Below are 16,815 nucleotides of genomic sequence, written 5' to 3'. Positions count from 1 at the left end.
CCTCTTCTTACTTGCGCAGCAGCGCCTTCAGCGCGTTCTGCAGACGGCGCGCGGTGGCAGCGTCGTGCGCAGCAGCCAGCACCTTGCCGGCGTCCTGGCCCCAGGTCTGGGCCGGCGTCGGGTCGCCGCGCTTCGTCAGCAGCTTGAGCTGCAGTGCGCGACGTGCGTCGAGCTGTTCAGCAGGCGTCGGCACTTCGGCGGCCATTTCGAGGCGCAGCAGTGCTTCGGCGGCATCGCCTGCGGCGGCCGTCGGCGCGGTACCCACAGCTTGCGACCACTGGCTGCGCACGGCCGGCGTCACGGCGCGGCCCAGTTCCTGCACGCTCGGCAGGCGGGCGGCGTCGCGCTGCTCCCAGGCGCCGAGCACCTGCGTGAGCGCTTCGCCGTGGGCCTGCGCGGCCAGCTTGCGCAGCGCAAAGTCGGCGCGCTCGAGCGCTTCGCGCTGGGCGCGGAAGGCCGCATCGCCCAGACGTGGGCCGCGGTCTTCGCGCGGCGGACGGTCGCCAAAACGGCCGCCGCCGCCGGGTGCGCCGCGGTCGCCACCGCGTGCATCGGGACGCGGGCCGCCACGGTCGTTCGGACGACCGGGGCCACCAGCACCGGGACGGCCGGCGTCGCGGCGGTCACCGAAACGACCGGCGCCACGCGCAGCGGGTGCAGCTTCACCCTTCTTGCTGCTCGGCCGGTCGTCGCCGCGCATGGCGACCACGGGCTTGGGTGCGGGCTTCGGCGGCGCGGCCGGCGCGACGCTTGCAGCTTCACCCGCTTCGTGCGCGGCGCTGTCACTGCGGGCCGAGGCATCGGCGCCGTCTGCGGGAGCGACCAGATCGGGTGCATCGGCCACTGCCGCCGCAGGGGCGGATGGCAGGGCTTCGGCGTCGCTCGAACCCGGCGTCTGCTCGGCGCTTTCGCCGAACTCGGCGGCGGCCTGGCCGGGAGCTTCGACACCGGTCGCGCCAACCGAGGGGCCGTCGCTCGGGGTGGCGGGCGCCGGCGCAGGCGCCGGTGCCTCACCGCGCAGTGCGGCTTCGAGGCCGGCGATGGCAGCGCGGATCTTCTGCGCATCGCCACCGGCATTGGCCGCATCGAGTGCCTTGGACGCGTCGAGCACGTAGCGATCGTGCTCGCTCATGGCGGCCGATGCCTTTTCGCGCTCGACAGTCTTGCGGTTGAAGGCTTCGTCGATGGGCGCGCGGAAGGCGTCCCACAGCTTCTGTTCGTGGCGGCGGTCGAGCGGCACGCTCTGTGCCTCGGCCTGCCAGCGCTGCTGCAGCGCCTTGACGGCGTCGATGCGCAGCATCGGCTGGGCGCCCAGCTCGGCAGCCTCAGCGATCATGGCCTGGCGGCGTTCGACGCTGGCCTTCTGCGCCGTTTCGAACGGGGCGCGGGCAGCGCCGAAGGCTTCATTCCACAGCGGTTGCAGCTCGGCGAACACCTTCTCGCCCACGTGGCCGGCATCGCGCCAGCGGTCGGCGAACTGGTGCAGCGCGCGGTTGTGCGCCTTCAGGTCGGTAGCGCCTGCATGCGCGGCGGCCCAGGCCTTGACCTCTTCGATCAGCGCGACGCGCAGGCCGCGGTGCTCGGCGGCATCGGCGCGCACCTTCTCGAGCCAGGCCTCGACGACCTTGTGGGCTTCGTTGCAGGCTTCGTCGAAACGCTTCCAGAGCGCGTGGTTCGGCACGCCGCCCTGGTCGGCCTGCTTCCACTGGTCACGCAGGGCGCGCAGGGTTTCCTGCATCTTGCGGCCGCCGAGGGCCTGGCCTTCGGGGCGCTTGAGCAGGCCTTCGGCCTTGGCGACGAGGTCTTCGCGGACCTTGTCGGCGCTCCAGCGCTGCCAGCCTTCGAGTTCGCCGGCGGCGACCAGTGCGGCGTGCACGCGGGCTTCGAGCGGTGCGTCGACCAGCTTGCCGTGCTCCTTGAGCACGGCGCGCAGCGCGGCGGCAGCGCCGGCGCTGGCCTTGCCGTGGCCTTCGGCGGTTTCCTGTTCGAGCTTGGCGAGGGCGGCCTGCACGGCGTCTTGCGCCGCGGCGCGCACGGCCGGGTCGACCTTGGGTGCAGCGGGACGTGCGGGTGCGGCGGCCTTGGGAGCCACCACTTCGCCGCGTGCGGCGCGCAGTTCGTCGGCCCAGACAGGCACGGGCGGCAGCGGCGCGGCGGCATCGGCCGCGGCGGCAATGGCCTGGGCCAACGCGCCGTGGAACGAATCCGACACCACGAGCAGCTGCGACTTGGACGCGTCGAGCTGGGGTGCGAACTTGGCGTCGAGGCTGTTCCAGTTGGCATCGGCCACGATGTCGGCGGCCTGCTGCTGCCAGTGGGTCACGTCGGCGCGCAGCGATTCTTCGGCGGCCTGGGCGTCCTTCCAACCCTTGGTGGACAGCACTTCAAAGCGTTGTGCCAGCAAGACGGCGGCTTCGCGGTGGACCTGCGCGCGGTGCTGCAGGTCTTCGATGCCCTTGACGCGCTCGGCCAGCTGGGCCTTCAGCCCGGCCAGCGGTTCGCGCGACAGCGGCGCGCCGGCCTTGGCGGCGTCGCGCTGCCAGGCCAGTGCGTCGGCGATGTTGAGCTTGGACTGCGCCAGCAGCGTCTCGGCCTTCTGCGCCCATTCGGCGGCGATGGCCTCCTGGCCCTTGGCGCGCTTGATTTCGTCGAGCTTTTCGCGCAGCAGGCGCGCCGCGCCCTTGTCGCGGCCGCTCAACTCCTTGAAGACCTCTTGCATCTGCTCGGACGTGGGGTTGCCCGCGAGCCAGTCGCGGATGCGCGCGGAACGCTCGCCCGAGGTTGGCGCGGTGAAGGCGCCACCGGTGAGCGTGTCGAGGGCCTGGAGGTCGTGTGGCTTGGAAGAAGTAGAGGTCACTGCGCGAAATCGTTGTCTTGGTAGAGAAAGCGAAGGCGCCGGCAAAGGCCGGCGCACATCGACATTTTCACCCAGTTGGCGAACAGCCCGCCGAATTCCGTGTCGGAACTGCGGCGCGCACCGTTCGGCGGGCTGGAAAGGGCCCGCAAGATATATAGCAAGGCGTGGCGAAAAGCCAAGCCCCGCCGGCTATTTCATGGTCAGGCTCAGTTCGGCGCCGGGCTTCCAGTCGGCGCCGCTGGCCGTGGTGCGCACGGCCCCCAGGAACAGGCGTTCGCTCGGCAGCTTCTGCGCCAGCAGGTAGTCGCGCACCACGGCGCCGCGCTCGACAGCGAGCTGGCGCATCGACTCTTCGTCGACCGGCACGCTGGCCAGCAGCAGGTTTTCCATCTCCTTCACCGGCAGGTCCTTGGCCAGGCCGACCATGTTGCGCGGCTTGGTGATGTCGGAGCGCTTGTAGACGGCCGTGAGCAGCGCCGGGTATTCGGCGTCGGTCACCGGCGCCACCTCGGTGCCGGTCTCGCCGCCGCGCACGGCGACGCGGCGCTTCTCGGCCTGGGTCAGCTGGCGCAGGCGTTGGCGCTGGTAGGCGTCGCGCTCCTTCTCGAGGCTGGAGGTGCCCACCACCGTCATCTGCAGGGTCGGCCGGTCGGTCAGGGCCTTCACGACCTTGTCCAGGCTTTCCTTGGCGCCAGTGCTGAGCGCCGAGCTGCCGGGCTCGAAGGTGATCGCGCTGGAATCACCGCCTCCGCCACCGCCCAGGCCGCCGGTCAGCAGGCTGAACGGCGCGGTCACGGCCTTGACGATCAGGTTGACCACGGCCTTGAAGATCAGCGGGCCGATGCTGAACTGCGGATCGTTGAGCGAGCCGCTGAGCGGCAGGTCGACGTCGATCACGCCGTTGCGGTCGGCCAGCAGCGTCACGGCCAGGCGCACGGGCAGGCTGTTGGGCGCACCGGCCACTTCGTCGCCGAACTTCAGCTGGTTGAGCACCAGCTTGTTGGTGGCGGTGAGCTGGCCGTCGGGCGCGATCTTGTAGTTGACGTCCATGCTCATCTTGCCGCGCTCGATGCCGTGGCCCGCGTAGCGCACCGAGTACGGCGACAGCGGCGCCAGGTCGAGGTCGCGCATCTTGGCCGTGATGTCGAGTTCGAGCGGCTTGGCCAGCGGGTTGAGCTTGCCGGTGATTTCCAGCGCCGCGGTCTGCTGCGCCTTGCCGCGCAATTCGAGGTCGGCCAACGCGGGGCGACCGCCCTGCCCGTTCGGCGGATTCGACGAGAAGGAACTGAGCTTGCCGGTCAGCTCGCTCAGGTCGGCCGAGTAGTTGGGCTTGACGAACAGGTCGGTGAAATCGATCTTGCCGTTGACCAGGCTCATCGGACCGAAGTTGATGACCGGCGTCGGGCCGCTGTCGGCCGCGGGTGCGGCGGCCACCGCCGGGGCGGGTGCGGCCGGCGCGGCGTCGGGAGCGCCGCCGACCATCGCTTCGGCCGACACCGGCGCGCCGCCCGAGACCCGCTGCGGCGCCGAGGCCGGTGCGCGGGTCGTGGTGGTCGTGCCGCCCGGGCCCTTCTTGGTGCTGGCTTCGGTGGCGGCTGCAGCGGCGGCCTTCGAGGCTTCCTCGCCCTTCTTGGTCAGGCTCAGCAGGTTGAGGCGGCCGGTGGGATCGACGATCACGCGGGCGAAGAAGTCGGTCAGCGTGGTTTCGCGCACATCCACGGTCGGGGCTGCGTTGGGCGCCAGGCTGACCTGCAGGCCGCGCAGGCTCAGGGTCTTCCAGCTCAGCAGCTGGCTGTTGCTGCGGTCGAAGCCCGGCGACTGGGTCAGCGAGACGCTGTTGGCGCGGAAGTCGTCCAGCGCGGTGTCGCCCGCCAGCTTGATGCTCATGCCGGCCGGCGCGGTCGCGTAGCGCACCATGCCGCGGTAGCTCGCGAAGGCGCGGCGGATGTCGACATTGAGCGCGTCGGCGTAGTAGGCCTTGAAGGCGTGCGCCGGGAACGACGCCACCTCGAGCCGGCCCTCGGCCGCCAGCGGCTTGAGCACGACGGTGCCCTTGTAGTCGAAGCGCCCCGGGTCGGCGCGGCGGCCCGCGCCGATGCGGCCCGACACCTGCAGCGGCGAGACGGTGTTGGTGTCGGGTGCGATCTTCTGGGCGTGCAGCTTGAAGGCCGTGACCTCGATCGCCACTGGCGCCGAGCCGGCCTTGTCCGCATAGGACAGGCTGCCGTTGTCCACCGCCAGCGTGCCCAGCGTCAGTGCCCAGGGCTTGGTGTTGGCGTTGTCGGGGCGTGCCGCACCGGCGTCGGCCGGCTTGGGCGCCGCCACCTTGGCGCCGCCGGCCGGGGTCTTGAGCCAGCGCTCGAACATCCAGCGCTTCTCGTTGTCGCGCTCGACGCTCACCTTGGGGTTGGTCGCGGTGAACGACGCGATGTTCAAGGTGTGCTTGGTCATGTCGACCTCGGCGTCGACCAGCTCGAAGCGGCCGACGCTGGCCAGCGCGGTCTTGGCCTGGGTCAGTGCCAGGCCGTCGGCGGCCAGGCGGCGCGCCTTGAACTTCAGGTCGGGCTGGGCCCAGGACACGTCGATCTGGCCGCTGAGCTTGCCGTCGAGTGTGGGCTCCAGGCTCTGCGCCAGGTACGGCGCGGCCAGCGACAGCGGCAGCGCCTCGACCTCGGTCTGCACGTCGGCAACCTTGTCGGTCGCGGTGCCCTTGAACTTCAGCGTGGCACCGGCAACCGCGGTGCTGCCGTCGAACTGTGCCGGCTTCTCCATGGGCCAGGTGACGGCCGTGAGGTTGATCCCGAGGTCGGTGAGGTCGATGGCCGCGGCGGGCTTGACGGTCTCGTCGCGCCAGCCGATGCGCCCGCCGTCGAGCGCGATCTTGTCGACCTGCACCTTGAGCTTGGGCTTCTCGGCGGCCGGCTTGCCGCCCGGGGCGCTGGCTGCGGGCGTGGGCAGCGGCGCCGCCTTTTCAGCCGCGCCGGTCGCGGGGTTCGTGGCCATCAGGTTGAGCTGACCGGCCGCGTCACGCGCCACCACCAGCTGCGGCTTGGTCAGCGCGACCTCGCTCAGGTGGAACACGGACTCCAGCGGGCGCACGTCGGCCAGTGCCAGCTTGAGCGAGTCGAAGCCCAGCAGGTCGCGCCCGCGCGCGTCGCCCAGCTTGGCGCCGTGGGCCTCGACCGTGCCGGTGATCTTCAGGCCGATGGTGTTGGTCTGCTGGAAATCGATCTTCAGGTCGGCGTCCAGGCTGCCGGCCTGCAGCTTCACCGGCAGGCCGCCGGGGATGTAGCCCAGGTACGGCACGAGGTCGAGCCCCTTGAACTGCACGTGGGCGTCGGTCTTGCGGCTTTGCGCGAACGGGGTCGTGAAGGCGGCCGAGTCGAAGTGGCTGCCGTTGAGCGCAAAGGCCAGCTTGGGCTCGGTCGTGATCTCGCGCTTGGACGCGAGGTTGCTCAGGAATGGCACATTCAGCATGAAGCCGCGCAGCTCGTGTCGGCGCTTGACGGTCTGGTCGTCGAAATCGACCGCGCCGTCCTTGATCGAGATGTTGTAGATCGCAAAGCGCGCGGGCTCGGCCTTCGGGTCGGGCGGCGGGCCCGAGGCCAGCTTGGCCAGGATGTCGTCGATGTCGTACTTGCCGTCGGCCTGGTGCGTGAGCAGCACCGCGGGCGCCTCGACGGTCACCGCGTCGATCACCGGCGCCAGACGGAACAGCGATTGCAGTTCGGCGTCGGCATAGATGCGCTTGATGGCCACCTGCGGCTGCTTGCCGTCGGCGGTGGCAATGCGCAGGTCATTCAGTGCGAGTTCGAGCGTCCAGGGCTTGAAATCGATCTTGCCGACGGTGACCTGTCGGCCCAGTTTCTCGCTCGCGATCTTCTGGAGCTGGCTCTTGGCAATCGGCGGCACCGCCAGCCAGGCGATGACCCACAGGGCCAGCAGAACCAGCAACGCGACAACCCCACGCCGCACCCATTTGTTTTGTTTGATCGAAGCAGCATCCATCCGCAGAAGTGTGCCGCAAACAGATGCCAACAAAGTTGGCTGAAACGTGAATGCGTTCCCTTTTGGCGAGGCATTGCGATGCCCGCGCGCCCCTCGACAGGATCGGTAGGCCGAAAGTGTGAACGCCACAAACAAGAAAGCCCGGTGAGTCGACGAAGTGTCTTGTCACCGGGCTTGATGGCGGGCTCAAAACCCATGCCATCGATTCGCGCGACCGGAAGTAATTGTTCCCGCCGTGCTGGCAGCAAGAGATTGCCGCCGTGGGGTCCTCCATCGTTCGAGTCCTTGACTTGCACCTCGGACTGCCTGACTTCGGAAACACGCCTGAAACCTCAGGCCCGTTCAGATTAGGCGTCCCTCCCTTCCTTTGCAAATGTCTTTTTCCAAGGGATTTCCCGTAGGCGCACTCCCCCTGGAGCCCCCTCGGACGAGGGGATTCTTCAAGCACTTATTAACATATGAAACCAAATCCTTATGCTTGACCGTGTATTTAGCCACGCTAGAATCCGCCTGCCCTCGCTGCCGGACGCAGCAGGGCCTTCCTGAATCCGCTGCCGAATTCCACCGGCGTGATCAGGCCGCCGCGCTCCTTACCCCACCCCCTCCATGCGCGGAGCCTGATTCGTACATACCAATCCAAGCGCCGCTGCCTTCATCCATCGCCCTTTCGGCGCTGCATGCCAGGTGCCGCACAGAAAGGAAAAAAAGCGATGAGCAAGGCGTTTGATGCCACAGCCCGCGGGCTACGGACCTTCGTGTCCGATGTGGCAGACGGCTTTTTTGAAATCACCCACAACGGGTTTGCGCTGGTCGGCCTGGCCATCGTGTTCGCGGCCCTCGCCCTCGTGGCGCGGCCCGATCTGCGCAAGACCGGCGAGGAACAACTGATGGGCTGGCTGCAGTCGCGCAAGCCCGCGCCCGAAGCCACCGACCTCGAGCCGACCGCCATCGAGCGCACTACGGCCGCGAGTCCCGACGAGCTGCCCAAGCAGCAGGCGGCGGTGGCCTATTGGCTCAGCAAGAAATATCGCGTCGCGGCCGAACCGCTGAGCGTGCTGGTCTCCGAGGCCTACCAGATCGGCAAGCGCACCAAGCTCGACCCGACGCTGATCCTGGCCATCATGGCCATCGAGTCCAGCTTCAACCCGTTCGCGCAAAGCCACGTCGGCGCCCAGGGCCTGATGCAGGTCATGACCCGCGTGCACGGCGACAAGTACGAAAGCGCGGGCGGCACGCTCACCGCCTTCGACCCCGTGACCAACATGCGCGTCGGCGTGAAGGTGCTGCAGGAATGCATCGCCCGCGCCGGCTCGCTCGAAGGCGGCCTGCGCTACTACGTGGGCGCCGCCAACCTCGACGACGACGGTGGCTATGCCGCCAAGGTGCTGGCCGAGCACGAGCGCCTGCGCCAGGTCGCCGCCGGCCGCGCGCCGTCGACGATGGTCGTGCCGCCGCCGACCACGGCGCGTGCACAGCCGATTCCGGTCGTGGCACCGGCCAAGCCGGCCCGTGAAGAACCCGCCGCCGGCAGCGAGCCGGCCAAGGTCGCCCTGCTCTCCGCAGTTTCCTGAAGCCTTGTCGGCCCTACAGGCCCGGAAGCCTCCGGGCCTGCGCTACACTCGGCCTGTACGCGACTGGCGATAGGCGCAGCACCCTGAAAAAGGTGCCACGCGCTGACGTGGAATACCACTGGGAAGCGTGCCGCCTGACCACAACAGGCGTTCAGCCGTTCGCCTGGGCAGCCCTTGTTTGGTTGAACAAGGACCTCGTCTTCAAAGGACTGCCATGTACCAACGCAATATCCTGGTCGAACAGACCGATCCCGAAATCTGGGCCGCCATTCAAGCCGAAAACGCGCGCCAGGAACACCACATCGAGCTGATCGCCAGCGAGAACTACGCCTCGCCGGCCGTCATGGCCGCCCAGGGCTCGCAGCTCACTAATAAATACGCCGAAGGCTACCCGGGCAAGCGCTACTACGGCGGCTGCGAGCACGTCGACGTGGCCGAGCAGCTGGCCATCGACCGCGTCAAGCAGATCTTCGGTGCCGACGCCGCGAACGTGCAGCCGCATTGCGGCGCCTCGGCCAACGAAGCCGTGATGCTCGCCTTCCTGAAGCCCGGCGACACCATCATGGGCATGAGCCTGGCCGAAGGCGGCCACCTGACCCACGGCATGCCTCTCAACATGAGCGGCAAGTGGTTCAACGTGGTGAGCTACGGCCTGGACGCCAACGAAGCCATCGACTACGACGCGATGGAACGCAAGGCGCATGAGCACATGCCCAAGCTGATCATCGCGGGCGCCTCGGCCTACTCGCTGCACATCGACTTCGAGCGTTTCGCCAAGGTCGCCAAGGACGTCGGCGCGATCTTCATGGTCGACATCGCCCACTACGCCGGCCTCGTGGCCGCGGGCGTGTACCCCAACCCGGTGCCGCACGCCGACATCGTCACCTCGACCACGCACAAGAGCCTGCGCGGCCCGCGCGGCGGCATCATCCTGATGAAGTCGCAGCACGAGAAGGCGATCAACAGCGCCATCTTCCCCGGCCTGCAAGGCGGCCCGCTGATGCACGTGATCGCCGCCAAGGCCGTCGCGTTCAAGGAAGCCCTGACGCCCGAGTTCAAGGCCTACCAGCAACAGGTGGTCAAGAACGCCCAGATCGTGGCCGACACCCTGACCGCGCGCGGCCTGCGCATCGTGAGCGGACGCACCGAGAGCCACGTCATGCTGGTCGACCTGCGTTCGAAGGGCATCACCGGCAAGGAAGCCGAAGCCGTGCTGGGCGCCGCCCACATGACGATCAACAAGAACGCGATCCCCAACGACCCGGAAAAGCCGATGGTCACCAGCGGCGTGCGCATCGGCACCCCCGCCATGACCACGCGCGGCTTCAAGGACGAAGAGGCCCGCATCACGGCGAACCTGGTGGCCGACGTGCTCGAGAACCCGCGCGATGCGGCGAACATCGACGCGGTGCGCGCCAAGGTCCACGCCTTGACGAGCCGCTTCCCTGTCTACCGTTGATTTCGTAATCAGAAGAAGAGAAGCACTGGCCGCATGAAATGCCCTTTTTGCGGTCATCTCGAAACGCAGGTCGTCGAGACCCGCGTTTCGGAAGACGCCGACTTCGTCCGCAGGCGCCGCCAGTGCAGCGCCTGCGACAAGCGCTTCACCACGTATGAGCGCCCCGACGTCAATTTCCCCGTCGTGGTCAAGAAGGACGGCAGCCGCGCCGACTTCGACTCGACCAAGGTGCGCGCCTCGATGATGCTGGCGCTGCGCAAGCGGCCCGTGAGCATCGAGCAGATCGACAACGCCCTGCTGCGCATCGAACAGAAACTCTTGGCCAGCGGCCTGCGCGAAATCGATTCGACGAAGGTCGGCGAACTCGTGATGCGCGAACTCAAGAAACTCGACAAGGTCGCCTACGTGCGCTTTGCCTCGGTGTACCGCAGCTTCGAGGACGTGGACGAGTTCCGGCAGTTGCTGCGCGACATCTGACCCCCGAGAAGGCGTGAACGAACCCGGCATGTCCTCTTCCCGACACGACGCCTCCCACATCGCCACTGCCCTGCAGCTGGCCGCTTCCGCGATCCGCCTGACCGACCCGAACCCGCGCGTCGGCTGCGTGCTGTGTGATGCCGACGGTCATGTGATCGGACAGGGCCACACGCAACAAGCCGGCGGCCCACACGCCGAGGTGATGGCGCTGCGCGACGCGCAGGCCCAGGGCCATTCGACCGCAGGCGCCACCGCCTACGTCACGCTCGAACCCTGCTCGCACCACGGCCGCACCGGCCCCTGCTGCGACGCGCTCATCGCCGCCGGCGTGCGCCGCGTCGTGGCCTCGCTCGCCGACCCGAACCCGCTCGTGGCGGGACAGGGCTTTGCGCGGCTGCGCGCCGCAGGTGTCGAGGTCGAAGTCGGACCGGGCGCCGACGAATCCCGCGAGCTCAACATCGGCTTCTTCAGCCGCATGGTCCGCAAGCAGCCCTGGGTTCGAATGAAGATTGCGGCCTCGATCGACGGCCGCACCGGCCTGCACAACGGCGTGAGCCAGTGGATCACCGGCGAGGCCGCGCGTACCGACGGCCATGCTTGGCGGGCCCGCACCGGCGCGGTGCTGACCGGCGTCGGCACGCTGCTCGAAGACAACCCGCGCCTGGACGTGCGCCTGGTCGACACGCCGCGCCAGCCCCACCTCGTGGTGGTCGACAGCCACCTCCAGACCTCGCCCGACGCTCACATTTTCATAGCTGGCCGTGCCGTCTGGATCTACGCCGCCAGCCGGCACAACGAAGAAAAGGCGGCCGCGCTCGAAGCCCGTGGTGCCACCATCACCTGCCTGCCCAACCTGCACGGCAAGGTCGACCTGCCCGCGATGCTCCAGGACCTCGCGGCGCGCGGCGTCAACGAGCTGCATGTCGAATCGGGCCACAAGCTCAACGGCTCGCTGCTGCGCGAAGGCTGCGTGGACGAGCTGCTGGTGTACCTGGCGCCCAAGCTGATCGGCAGCGGGCTCGACATCGCCAGCCACCTGCATGCCGAGGGCCCGCTCACCTCGCTGACGGGCGCATTGCCGCTCGAATTCAAGTCCGTGGACATGCTGGGGCCCGACCTGCGCATCGTCGCGCGCGTCGCCGGCCGCGACCGCTTCTGAGCCGCCGCCCACGCGGCGCGGCACATTCGCAGTCGCAAACCGGCCCTTCGGGCCGAAGACCCCTCGATGTCTGCGAAAATGTGGAAATGTTCACCGGAATCATCACCGGCGTGGGGCGCATCGCCGCCATCCACGACCTCGGCACCTCCTCCTCCTACGGCAAGCGACTCAGCATCGAGGTGCCCGACGGCTACCTCGACGACGTCGGGCTCGGCGACAGCATCGCGCTCAACGGCGCCTGCATGACGGTCACCACGCTCGCACCTGAACGCGGGCAATTCACCATCGACATTTCCGCGGAGTCCCTCGACAAGACGGCCGGCCTGACCGACGAAGGCAGCCGCATCAACCTCGAGAAGGCCCTGCGCGCGAGCGACCGCCTCGGCGGCCACATCGTCTCGGGCCACGTGGACGGCATCGGCCACGTGAGCTTCTTCGCGCCGGTCGGCGAAAGCTGGGAGCTGCGCGTGGTCGCACCGCCCGCGCTCGCACGCTTCCTGGCCTACAAGGGCTCGATCACCATCAACGGCGTGAGCCTCACGGTCAACAGCGTGGCTGACATCGAAGGCGCCGCCGAGGTCAGCATCAACCTGATCCCGCACACCGTGGAAAACACCTCCCTCGGCGGCCTGAAGGCCGGCTCGAAGGTCAACCTCGAAATCGACACCGTGGCGCGCTACGTGGAGCGCATGCTTCAGGCCGGCATGCTCACACCCTCTCTGACGTCTTCCACGTCTCCCAAGGACACTTCGAAATGAACGCCTCCGTCACGCCGATCGGCGCCCCTCGCGCCGATCGTGCACCCGCACCGATCTCCCCGGTCGAAGACATCGTGGCCGAGCTGGCCGCCGGCCGCATGGTCATCCTCGTGGACGAGGAAGACCGCGAGAACGAAGGCGACATCGTCATCGCCGCCGACCACATCACCGCCGAATCCATCAACTTCATGGCCCGCCACGCGCGCGGCCTGATCTGCCTCACGCTCTCGCGCGAGATGTGCGAGCGGCTGCAGCTGCCGCCGATGGTCCAGCGCAACGGCGCCAAGCATTCCACCGCCTTCACCGTCTCCATCGAGGCCGCCGAAGGCGTGACCACCGGCATCTCGGCCGCCGACCGCGCCCGCACCGTGCAGGCCGCCGTGGCGCGCAACGCCGTGGCCGCCGACCTGGTGCAGCCCGGCCACATCTTCCCGCTGCAGGCGGTGGACGGCGGCGTGCTCATGCGCGCCGGCCACACCGAAGCCGGCTGCGACCTCGCCGCCATGGCCGGCTGCTCGCCCGCCTCGGTGATCTGCGAGGTGATGAACGAAGACGGCACGATGGCCCGCCTGCCCGACCTGCAGATCTTCGCGGCCGAGCACGGCATCAAGATCGGCACCATCGCCGCGCTCATCGAGCACCGCAGCCGCGTCGAATCGCTGGTCGAAAAAGTCGGCTGCCGCGAGATCCAGACCAACTGGGGCACCTTCACCGCCCACGCCTTCGTCGACAAGCCCAGCCGCGGCGTGCACCTCGCGCTGGTGCGCGGCCAGTGGGCGCCCGAAGACACGGTGTCGGTGCGCGTGCATGAGCCGCTGTCGGTGCTCGACGCGCTCGAAGTCAATCGCCCAATGCACTCCTGGAGTCTGGACGCCAGCCTCTCGCACATCGCGAACGAAGGCAAGGGCGTGGCCGTGCTGCTGAACTGCGGCGAAACCGCGGCCGAGCTGCTCGCGCAGTTCGACGGCACCGCGCGCCCGGCGCAAGCGCCCGAGCGCGGCCGCATGGACCTGCGCAACTACGGCATCGGCGCGCAGATCCTGCGCGAATGTGGCGTGCACAAGATGAACCTGCTCGGCGCGCCGCGTCGCATGCCGAGCATGGCCGCCGGCTTCGGCCTCGAAATCGCCGGTTACCTCACGAAAGACTGAACGACCATGCAAGGTTCCAACAAGGGCGAGATCACGCTCAACGGCAAAGGCCTGCGCATCGGCATCGTGCAGGCGCGCTTCAACGCCGACATCACCGACGCACTGGCCGCGGCCTGCCTGTCGGAGCTCGAGGCACTCGGCGTGGCCGCGTCCGACATCCATCATGTGCAGGTGCCCGGCGCGCTCGAAGTGCCCGTGGCGCTGCAGGCGCTCGCCGAGCGCGGCGGCTACCACGCGCTCGTGGCGCTGGGCTGCATCATCCGCGGCGAGACCTACCACTTCGAACTGGTGGCCAACGAATCGGGCGCGAGCGTGAGCCGCGTCGCGCTCGACTACCGCCTGCCCATCGCCAACGCGATCCTCACGACCGAAAACCTCGAACAGGCCGTCGCCCGCCAGACCGACAAGGGCCGCGACGCAGCCCAGGTGGCGGTCGAGATGGCACAACTGCTGGCCACCCTTTCATGACCGAAGACACCTCCAAGTCCGCCAAGTCCCGCCAGTCGCGCACCGGCCTCACCAGCACGGGCGTTCGCAAGGCCGCGGCCAAGTCGAACCGCAGCCGCGCGCGCGAGTTCGCGCTGCAGGCGCTCTACCAGCACCTGGTGGGCCGCAACGACCCGACCGACATCGACCACTTCACGCGCGACCTCGCGGGCTTCCACAAGGCCGACGCGGCGCACTACGACGCGCTGCTGCACGGCTCGATCAACGGCGCCGAGCAGCTCGACGCGCTGATCCTGCCGCTGCTGGACCGCAAGTTCGCCGAGATCTCGCCCATCGAACATGCCGTGATGTGGATCGGTGTGTACGAGTTCCAGAACTGCCCCGACGTGCCCTGGCGCGTGGTGCTCAACGAGTGCATCGAACTCGCCAAGGAATTCGGCGGCACCGACGGCCACAAGTACGTGAACGCCGTGCTCAACGGGCTGGCACCGCAGCTGCGCCCACTTGAAGTGGAAGCCGACCGGGCCACCGGCAAGGCGCGCCCATGAGGATCTCGACGCGCGCGCAGCGCATCGAACCGTTTTACGTGATGGAGGTCGCGAAAGCGGCTGGGGTGCTGGCCCGCGAAGTGGCCCACACCGACCGTCCGATGATCTTCCTGAACATCGGCGAGCCCGACTTCACCGCCCCGCCCCTCGTGCAGGAAGCTGCGGCCCGCGCCGTGCGCGCCGGCGCCACGCAGTACACGCAGGCCACCGGCCTGGATCACCTGCGCGAGCGCATCAGCGGCTGGTACAAGCAGCGCTTCAACGTCGACGTGCCGGCGCGCCGCATCGTCGTCACGGCCGGTGCCTCGGCCGCATTGCAGCTGGCCTGCCTCGCGCTGATCGAATCGGGCGACGAGATCCTGATGCCCGACCCGAGCTACCCCTGCAACCGCCACTTCGTGAGCGCGGCGGACGGCAAGGCCGTGCTGGTGCCGACCACGGCTGAAGAGCGCTTCCAGCTCACCGCCGCCAAGGTCGAAGCCGCCTGGACCGACAAGACGCGCGGCGTGCTGCTGGCCTCGCCCTCGAACCCGACCGGCACCTCGATCGCGCCCGACGAGCTGCGCCGCATCCACGAGGTGGTGTCGCAGCGCGGTGGCATCACGCTGATCGACGAGATCTACCTGGGCCTGTCGTACGACGATGCCTTCGGGCAGACGGCGCTGGCCATCGACGACAACGTCATCAGCATCAACAGCTTCAGCAAGTACTTCAACATGACGGGCTGGCGCCTGGGCTGGCTGGTGGTGCCCGAAGTGCTGGTGCCGGTGGTCGAGCGCCTGGCGCAGAACCTCTTCATCTGCGCGAGCACGGTGTCGCAGTACGCCGCGCTGGCCTGCTTCGAGGCCGAGAGCATCGCCGAGTACGAACGCCGCCGCGCCGAGTTCAAGGCGCGACGCGACTGGTTCATTCCGCAACTGAATGCCCTGGGCCTGAACGTGCCCGTGGTGCCCGACGGCGCCTTCTACGCCTGGGCCGACTGCACGAGCGTGGCCGACAAGCTCGGCATCTCGGGCAGCTGGGACTTCGCCTTCGAGACCATGAAACGCGCCCACCTGGCCGTGACGCCGGGCCGCGATTTCGGCACGGCAGAGACCGCGAAGTTCGTGCGCTTCTCCACCGCCAGCTCTATGGCGCACCTGCAGGAATCGGTCGAGCGCCTGCGGGCCATGATCGCGCAATGAGTTTCGAGTTTCCGATCCGCGTCTACTGGGAAGACACCGATGCGGGCGGCATCGTGTTCTACGCCAACTACCTGAAGTTCATGGAGCGCGGTCGCACCGAGTGGCTGCGCTCCCTGGGCGTCGAGCAGCGCAAGCTCAAGGAAGCCACCGGCGGCCAGTTCGTGGTGAGCGAAACGCAGCTCAAATACCATCGGCCCTCGCGGCTGGACGACGAACTGCTGGTTACAGCCGAGCTGCGGCAACTGGGCACGGCGTCGTTGATAATCGCTCAGCGCGTGCTATCAAAAACAGAGCAAGAACGCACCGGGGCCGCGGCACCGGTCTTGCTTTGCGAAGGCACGATCCGCATCGGCTGGGTGGACGCCGCCACCTTGCGCCCTGCGCGCATTCCGGCCCAAGTTTCGGGAACCCTCGAGCACTCCAGCGGCTCCATGACTCAACCTTTCAAGCCATGAACCAAGATCTCTCCATCATCAATCTCCTGCTCCACGCCAGCTTCGTGGTGCAACTGGTCGTGCTGCTGCTGGTGATCGTGTCGGTCGCCAGCTGGGCCGCCATCATCCGCAAGTACTTTTCCTTGAAGCGCATCCGCGCGCTCAACGACGACTTCGAGCGCGAGTTCTGGTCGGGCACCAGCCTGAACGAGCTGTTCGCCTCGGCCGCGCAGAACGCCAAGTTCGCCGGCCCCATGGAGCGCATCTTTGCCTCCGGCATGCGCGAGTACCAGAAGCTGCGCGAGCGCCACGTGACCGATGCGCCCACGCTGCTCGACGGCGCCCGCCGCGCGATGCGCGCGAGCTTCCAGCGCGAACTCGATGCGGCCGAGCAGAACCTGTCGTTCCTGGCCACCGTCGGTTCGGTGTCGCCGTACGTGGGCCTGTTCGGTACGGTCTGGGGGATCATGCATGCCTTCACCGGCCTGGCCGCCCTCACGCAGGTGACGCTGGCCACCGTGGCGCCCGGCATCGCCGAAGCGCTGGTGGCCACGGCCATCGGCCTGTTCGCCGCCATTCCCGCGGTGGTCGGCTACAACCGCTTCGCGCGCGAGATCGACAAGATCGCCATCGCCCTGGAGACCTACATCGAAGAGTTCTCCAACATCCTGCAGCGCAACCTCTCGGCCAACCCCGGCGCCGTGACGCCCGCCGCCTCGGTCACCGCCGCGAACCGCTGAAGAGCGGCGCGCACAAGACAAA

The 16,815-nt window shown here is 68.3% G+C and carries 13 protein-coding genes and 1 riboswitch; of the genes, 11 read left to right on the top strand and 2 right to left on the bottom strand.

Translation table 11 applies throughout. The annotated features are described in order from the left end of the window. Nucleotides 1-7: 7 nt before the first annotated feature. Nucleotides 8-2,857: a DUF349 domain-containing protein gene (locus tag AC3WQM_RS10770; protein WP_492678600.1), complete on the bottom strand. Its 2,850-nt coding sequence runs from the start codon at nucleotides 2,855-2,857 to the stop codon at nucleotides 8-10. Between the two features lie 189 nt (nucleotides 2,858-3,046). Then, a complete protein-coding gene (locus AC3WQM_RS10765; protein WP_492678598.1) occupies nucleotides 3,047-6,865 on the bottom strand; it encodes a DUF748 domain-containing protein in 3,819 nt (1,272 codons plus the stop codon). Between the two features lie 710 nt (nucleotides 6,866-7,575). Between AC3WQM_RS10765 and AC3WQM_RS10760 the strand changes: the two genes are divergently transcribed. The 11 genes from AC3WQM_RS10760 to tolQ all read left to right on the top strand — a co-directional run bounded on the left by AC3WQM_RS10760 (nucleotide 7,576) and on the right by tolQ (nucleotide 16,793). Continuing rightward, entirely contained in the window at nucleotides 7,576-8,436 is an 861-nt protein-coding gene (locus AC3WQM_RS10760) for a lytic transglycosylase domain-containing protein (RefSeq protein ID WP_492678596.1), read from the top strand. Nucleotides 8,437-8,485: 49 nt separating this feature from the next. After that, nucleotides 8,486-8,612: riboswitch (ZMP/ZTP riboswitch) on the top strand. 38 nt (nucleotides 8,613-8,650) lie between these two features. Further along, entirely contained in the window at nucleotides 8,651-9,895 is a 1,245-nt protein-coding gene (glyA, locus tag AC3WQM_RS10755; protein ID WP_139705484.1) for a serine hydroxymethyltransferase, read from the top strand. Between the two features lie 33 nt (nucleotides 9,896-9,928). Next, entirely contained in the window at nucleotides 9,929-10,372 is a 444-nt protein-coding gene (nrdR, locus tag AC3WQM_RS10750) for a transcriptional regulator NrdR (RefSeq protein WP_007836918.1), read from the top strand. A 28-nt stretch (nucleotides 10,373-10,400) separates the two neighbouring features. Beyond that, nucleotides 10,401-11,531, top strand: a complete 1,131-nt coding sequence (gene ribD, locus AC3WQM_RS10745) for a bifunctional diaminohydroxyphosphoribosylaminopyrimidine deaminase/5-amino-6-(5-phosphoribosylamino)uracil reductase RibD (RefSeq protein WP_492678594.1) — start codon at nucleotides 10,401-10,403, stop codon at nucleotides 11,529-11,531. 86 nt (nucleotides 11,532-11,617) lie between these two features. Beyond that, the gene (locus AC3WQM_RS10740; RefSeq protein ID WP_492678592.1) at nucleotides 11,618-12,289 is read left to right on the top strand and encodes a riboflavin synthase; all 672 of its coding nucleotides are present in this window, start codon (nucleotides 11,618-11,620) and stop codon (nucleotides 12,287-12,289) included. After that, the gene (gene ribBA / locus AC3WQM_RS10735) at nucleotides 12,286-13,440 is read left to right on the top strand and encodes a bifunctional 3,4-dihydroxy-2-butanone-4-phosphate synthase/GTP cyclohydrolase II (protein ID WP_489057039.1); all 1,155 of its coding nucleotides are present in this window, start codon (nucleotides 12,286-12,288) and stop codon (nucleotides 13,438-13,440) included. The genes AC3WQM_RS10740 and ribBA overlap by 4 nt, the downstream gene beginning before the upstream one ends. Nucleotides 13,441-13,446: 6 nt before the next feature. Beyond that, nucleotides 13,447-13,908, top strand: a complete 462-nt coding sequence (ribH, locus tag AC3WQM_RS10730) for a 6,7-dimethyl-8-ribityllumazine synthase (RefSeq protein WP_056582067.1) — start codon at nucleotides 13,447-13,449, stop codon at nucleotides 13,906-13,908. Further along, nucleotides 13,905-14,435: a transcription antitermination factor NusB gene (gene nusB / locus AC3WQM_RS10725; RefSeq protein WP_070060390.1), complete on the top strand. Its 531-nt coding sequence runs from the start codon at nucleotides 13,905-13,907 to the stop codon at nucleotides 14,433-14,435. Before ribH ends, nusB begins: the two co-directional genes overlap by 4 nt. Beyond that, nucleotides 14,432-15,619, top strand: coding sequence for a pyridoxal phosphate-dependent aminotransferase (locus AC3WQM_RS10720; RefSeq protein ID WP_062481568.1), 1,188 nt, complete (start codon nucleotides 14,432-14,434; stop codon nucleotides 15,617-15,619). The genes nusB and AC3WQM_RS10720 overlap by 4 nt, the downstream gene beginning before the upstream one ends. Continuing rightward, nucleotides 15,616-16,074, top strand: a complete 459-nt coding sequence (gene ybgC, locus AC3WQM_RS10715) for a tol-pal system-associated acyl-CoA thioesterase (RefSeq protein ID WP_139705473.1) — start codon at nucleotides 15,616-15,618, stop codon at nucleotides 16,072-16,074. The genes AC3WQM_RS10720 and ybgC overlap by 4 nt, the downstream gene beginning before the upstream one ends. Continuing rightward, nucleotides 16,071-16,793 (top strand): protein TolQ, encoded by a 723-nt coding sequence (gene tolQ, locus AC3WQM_RS10710; RefSeq protein ID WP_489057040.1) that lies wholly within the window; start codon nucleotides 16,071-16,073, stop codon nucleotides 16,791-16,793. The genes ybgC and tolQ overlap by 4 nt, the downstream gene beginning before the upstream one ends. The last annotated feature ends 22 nt before the right edge of the window (nucleotides 16,794-16,815 follow it).

The organism is Variovorax sp. FW301-JW7 (genome assembly GCF_058788795.1).
This window is presented reverse-complemented; position numbering and strand designations above follow the sequence as displayed.

Coding starts and splice junctions, on each gene's coding strand:
- glyA (WP_139705484.1), top strand. CDS start 8,651: ATGTACCAACGCAATATCCTGGTCGAACAGACCGATCCCGAAATCTGG.
- ybgC (WP_139705473.1), top strand. CDS start 15,616: ATGAGTTTCGAGTTTCCGATCCGCGTCTACTGGGAAGACACCGATGCG.
- ribBA (WP_489057039.1), top strand. CDS start 12,286: ATGAACGCCTCCGTCACGCCGATCGGCGCCCCTCGCGCCGATCGTGCA.
- AC3WQM_RS10720 (WP_062481568.1), top strand. CDS start 14,432: ATGAGGATCTCGACGCGCGCGCAGCGCATCGAACCGTTTTACGTGATG.
- ribH (WP_056582067.1), top strand. CDS start 13,447: ATGCAAGGTTCCAACAAGGGCGAGATCACGCTCAACGGCAAAGGCCTG.
- tolQ (WP_489057040.1), top strand. CDS start 16,071: ATGAACCAAGATCTCTCCATCATCAATCTCCTGCTCCACGCCAGCTTC.
- AC3WQM_RS10765 (WP_492678598.1), bottom strand. CDS start 6,865: ATGGATGCTGCTTCGATCAAACAAAACAAATGGGTGCGGCGTGGGGTT.
- AC3WQM_RS10740 (WP_492678592.1), top strand. CDS start 11,618: ATGTTCACCGGAATCATCACCGGCGTGGGGCGCATCGCCGCCATCCAC.
- ribD (WP_492678594.1), top strand. CDS start 10,401: ATGTCCTCTTCCCGACACGACGCCTCCCACATCGCCACTGCCCTGCAG.
- AC3WQM_RS10760 (WP_492678596.1), top strand. CDS start 7,576: ATGAGCAAGGCGTTTGATGCCACAGCCCGCGGGCTACGGACCTTCGTG.
- nrdR (WP_007836918.1), top strand. CDS start 9,929: ATGAAATGCCCTTTTTGCGGTCATCTCGAAACGCAGGTCGTCGAGACC.
- nusB (WP_070060390.1), top strand. CDS start 13,905: ATGACCGAAGACACCTCCAAGTCCGCCAAGTCCCGCCAGTCGCGCACC.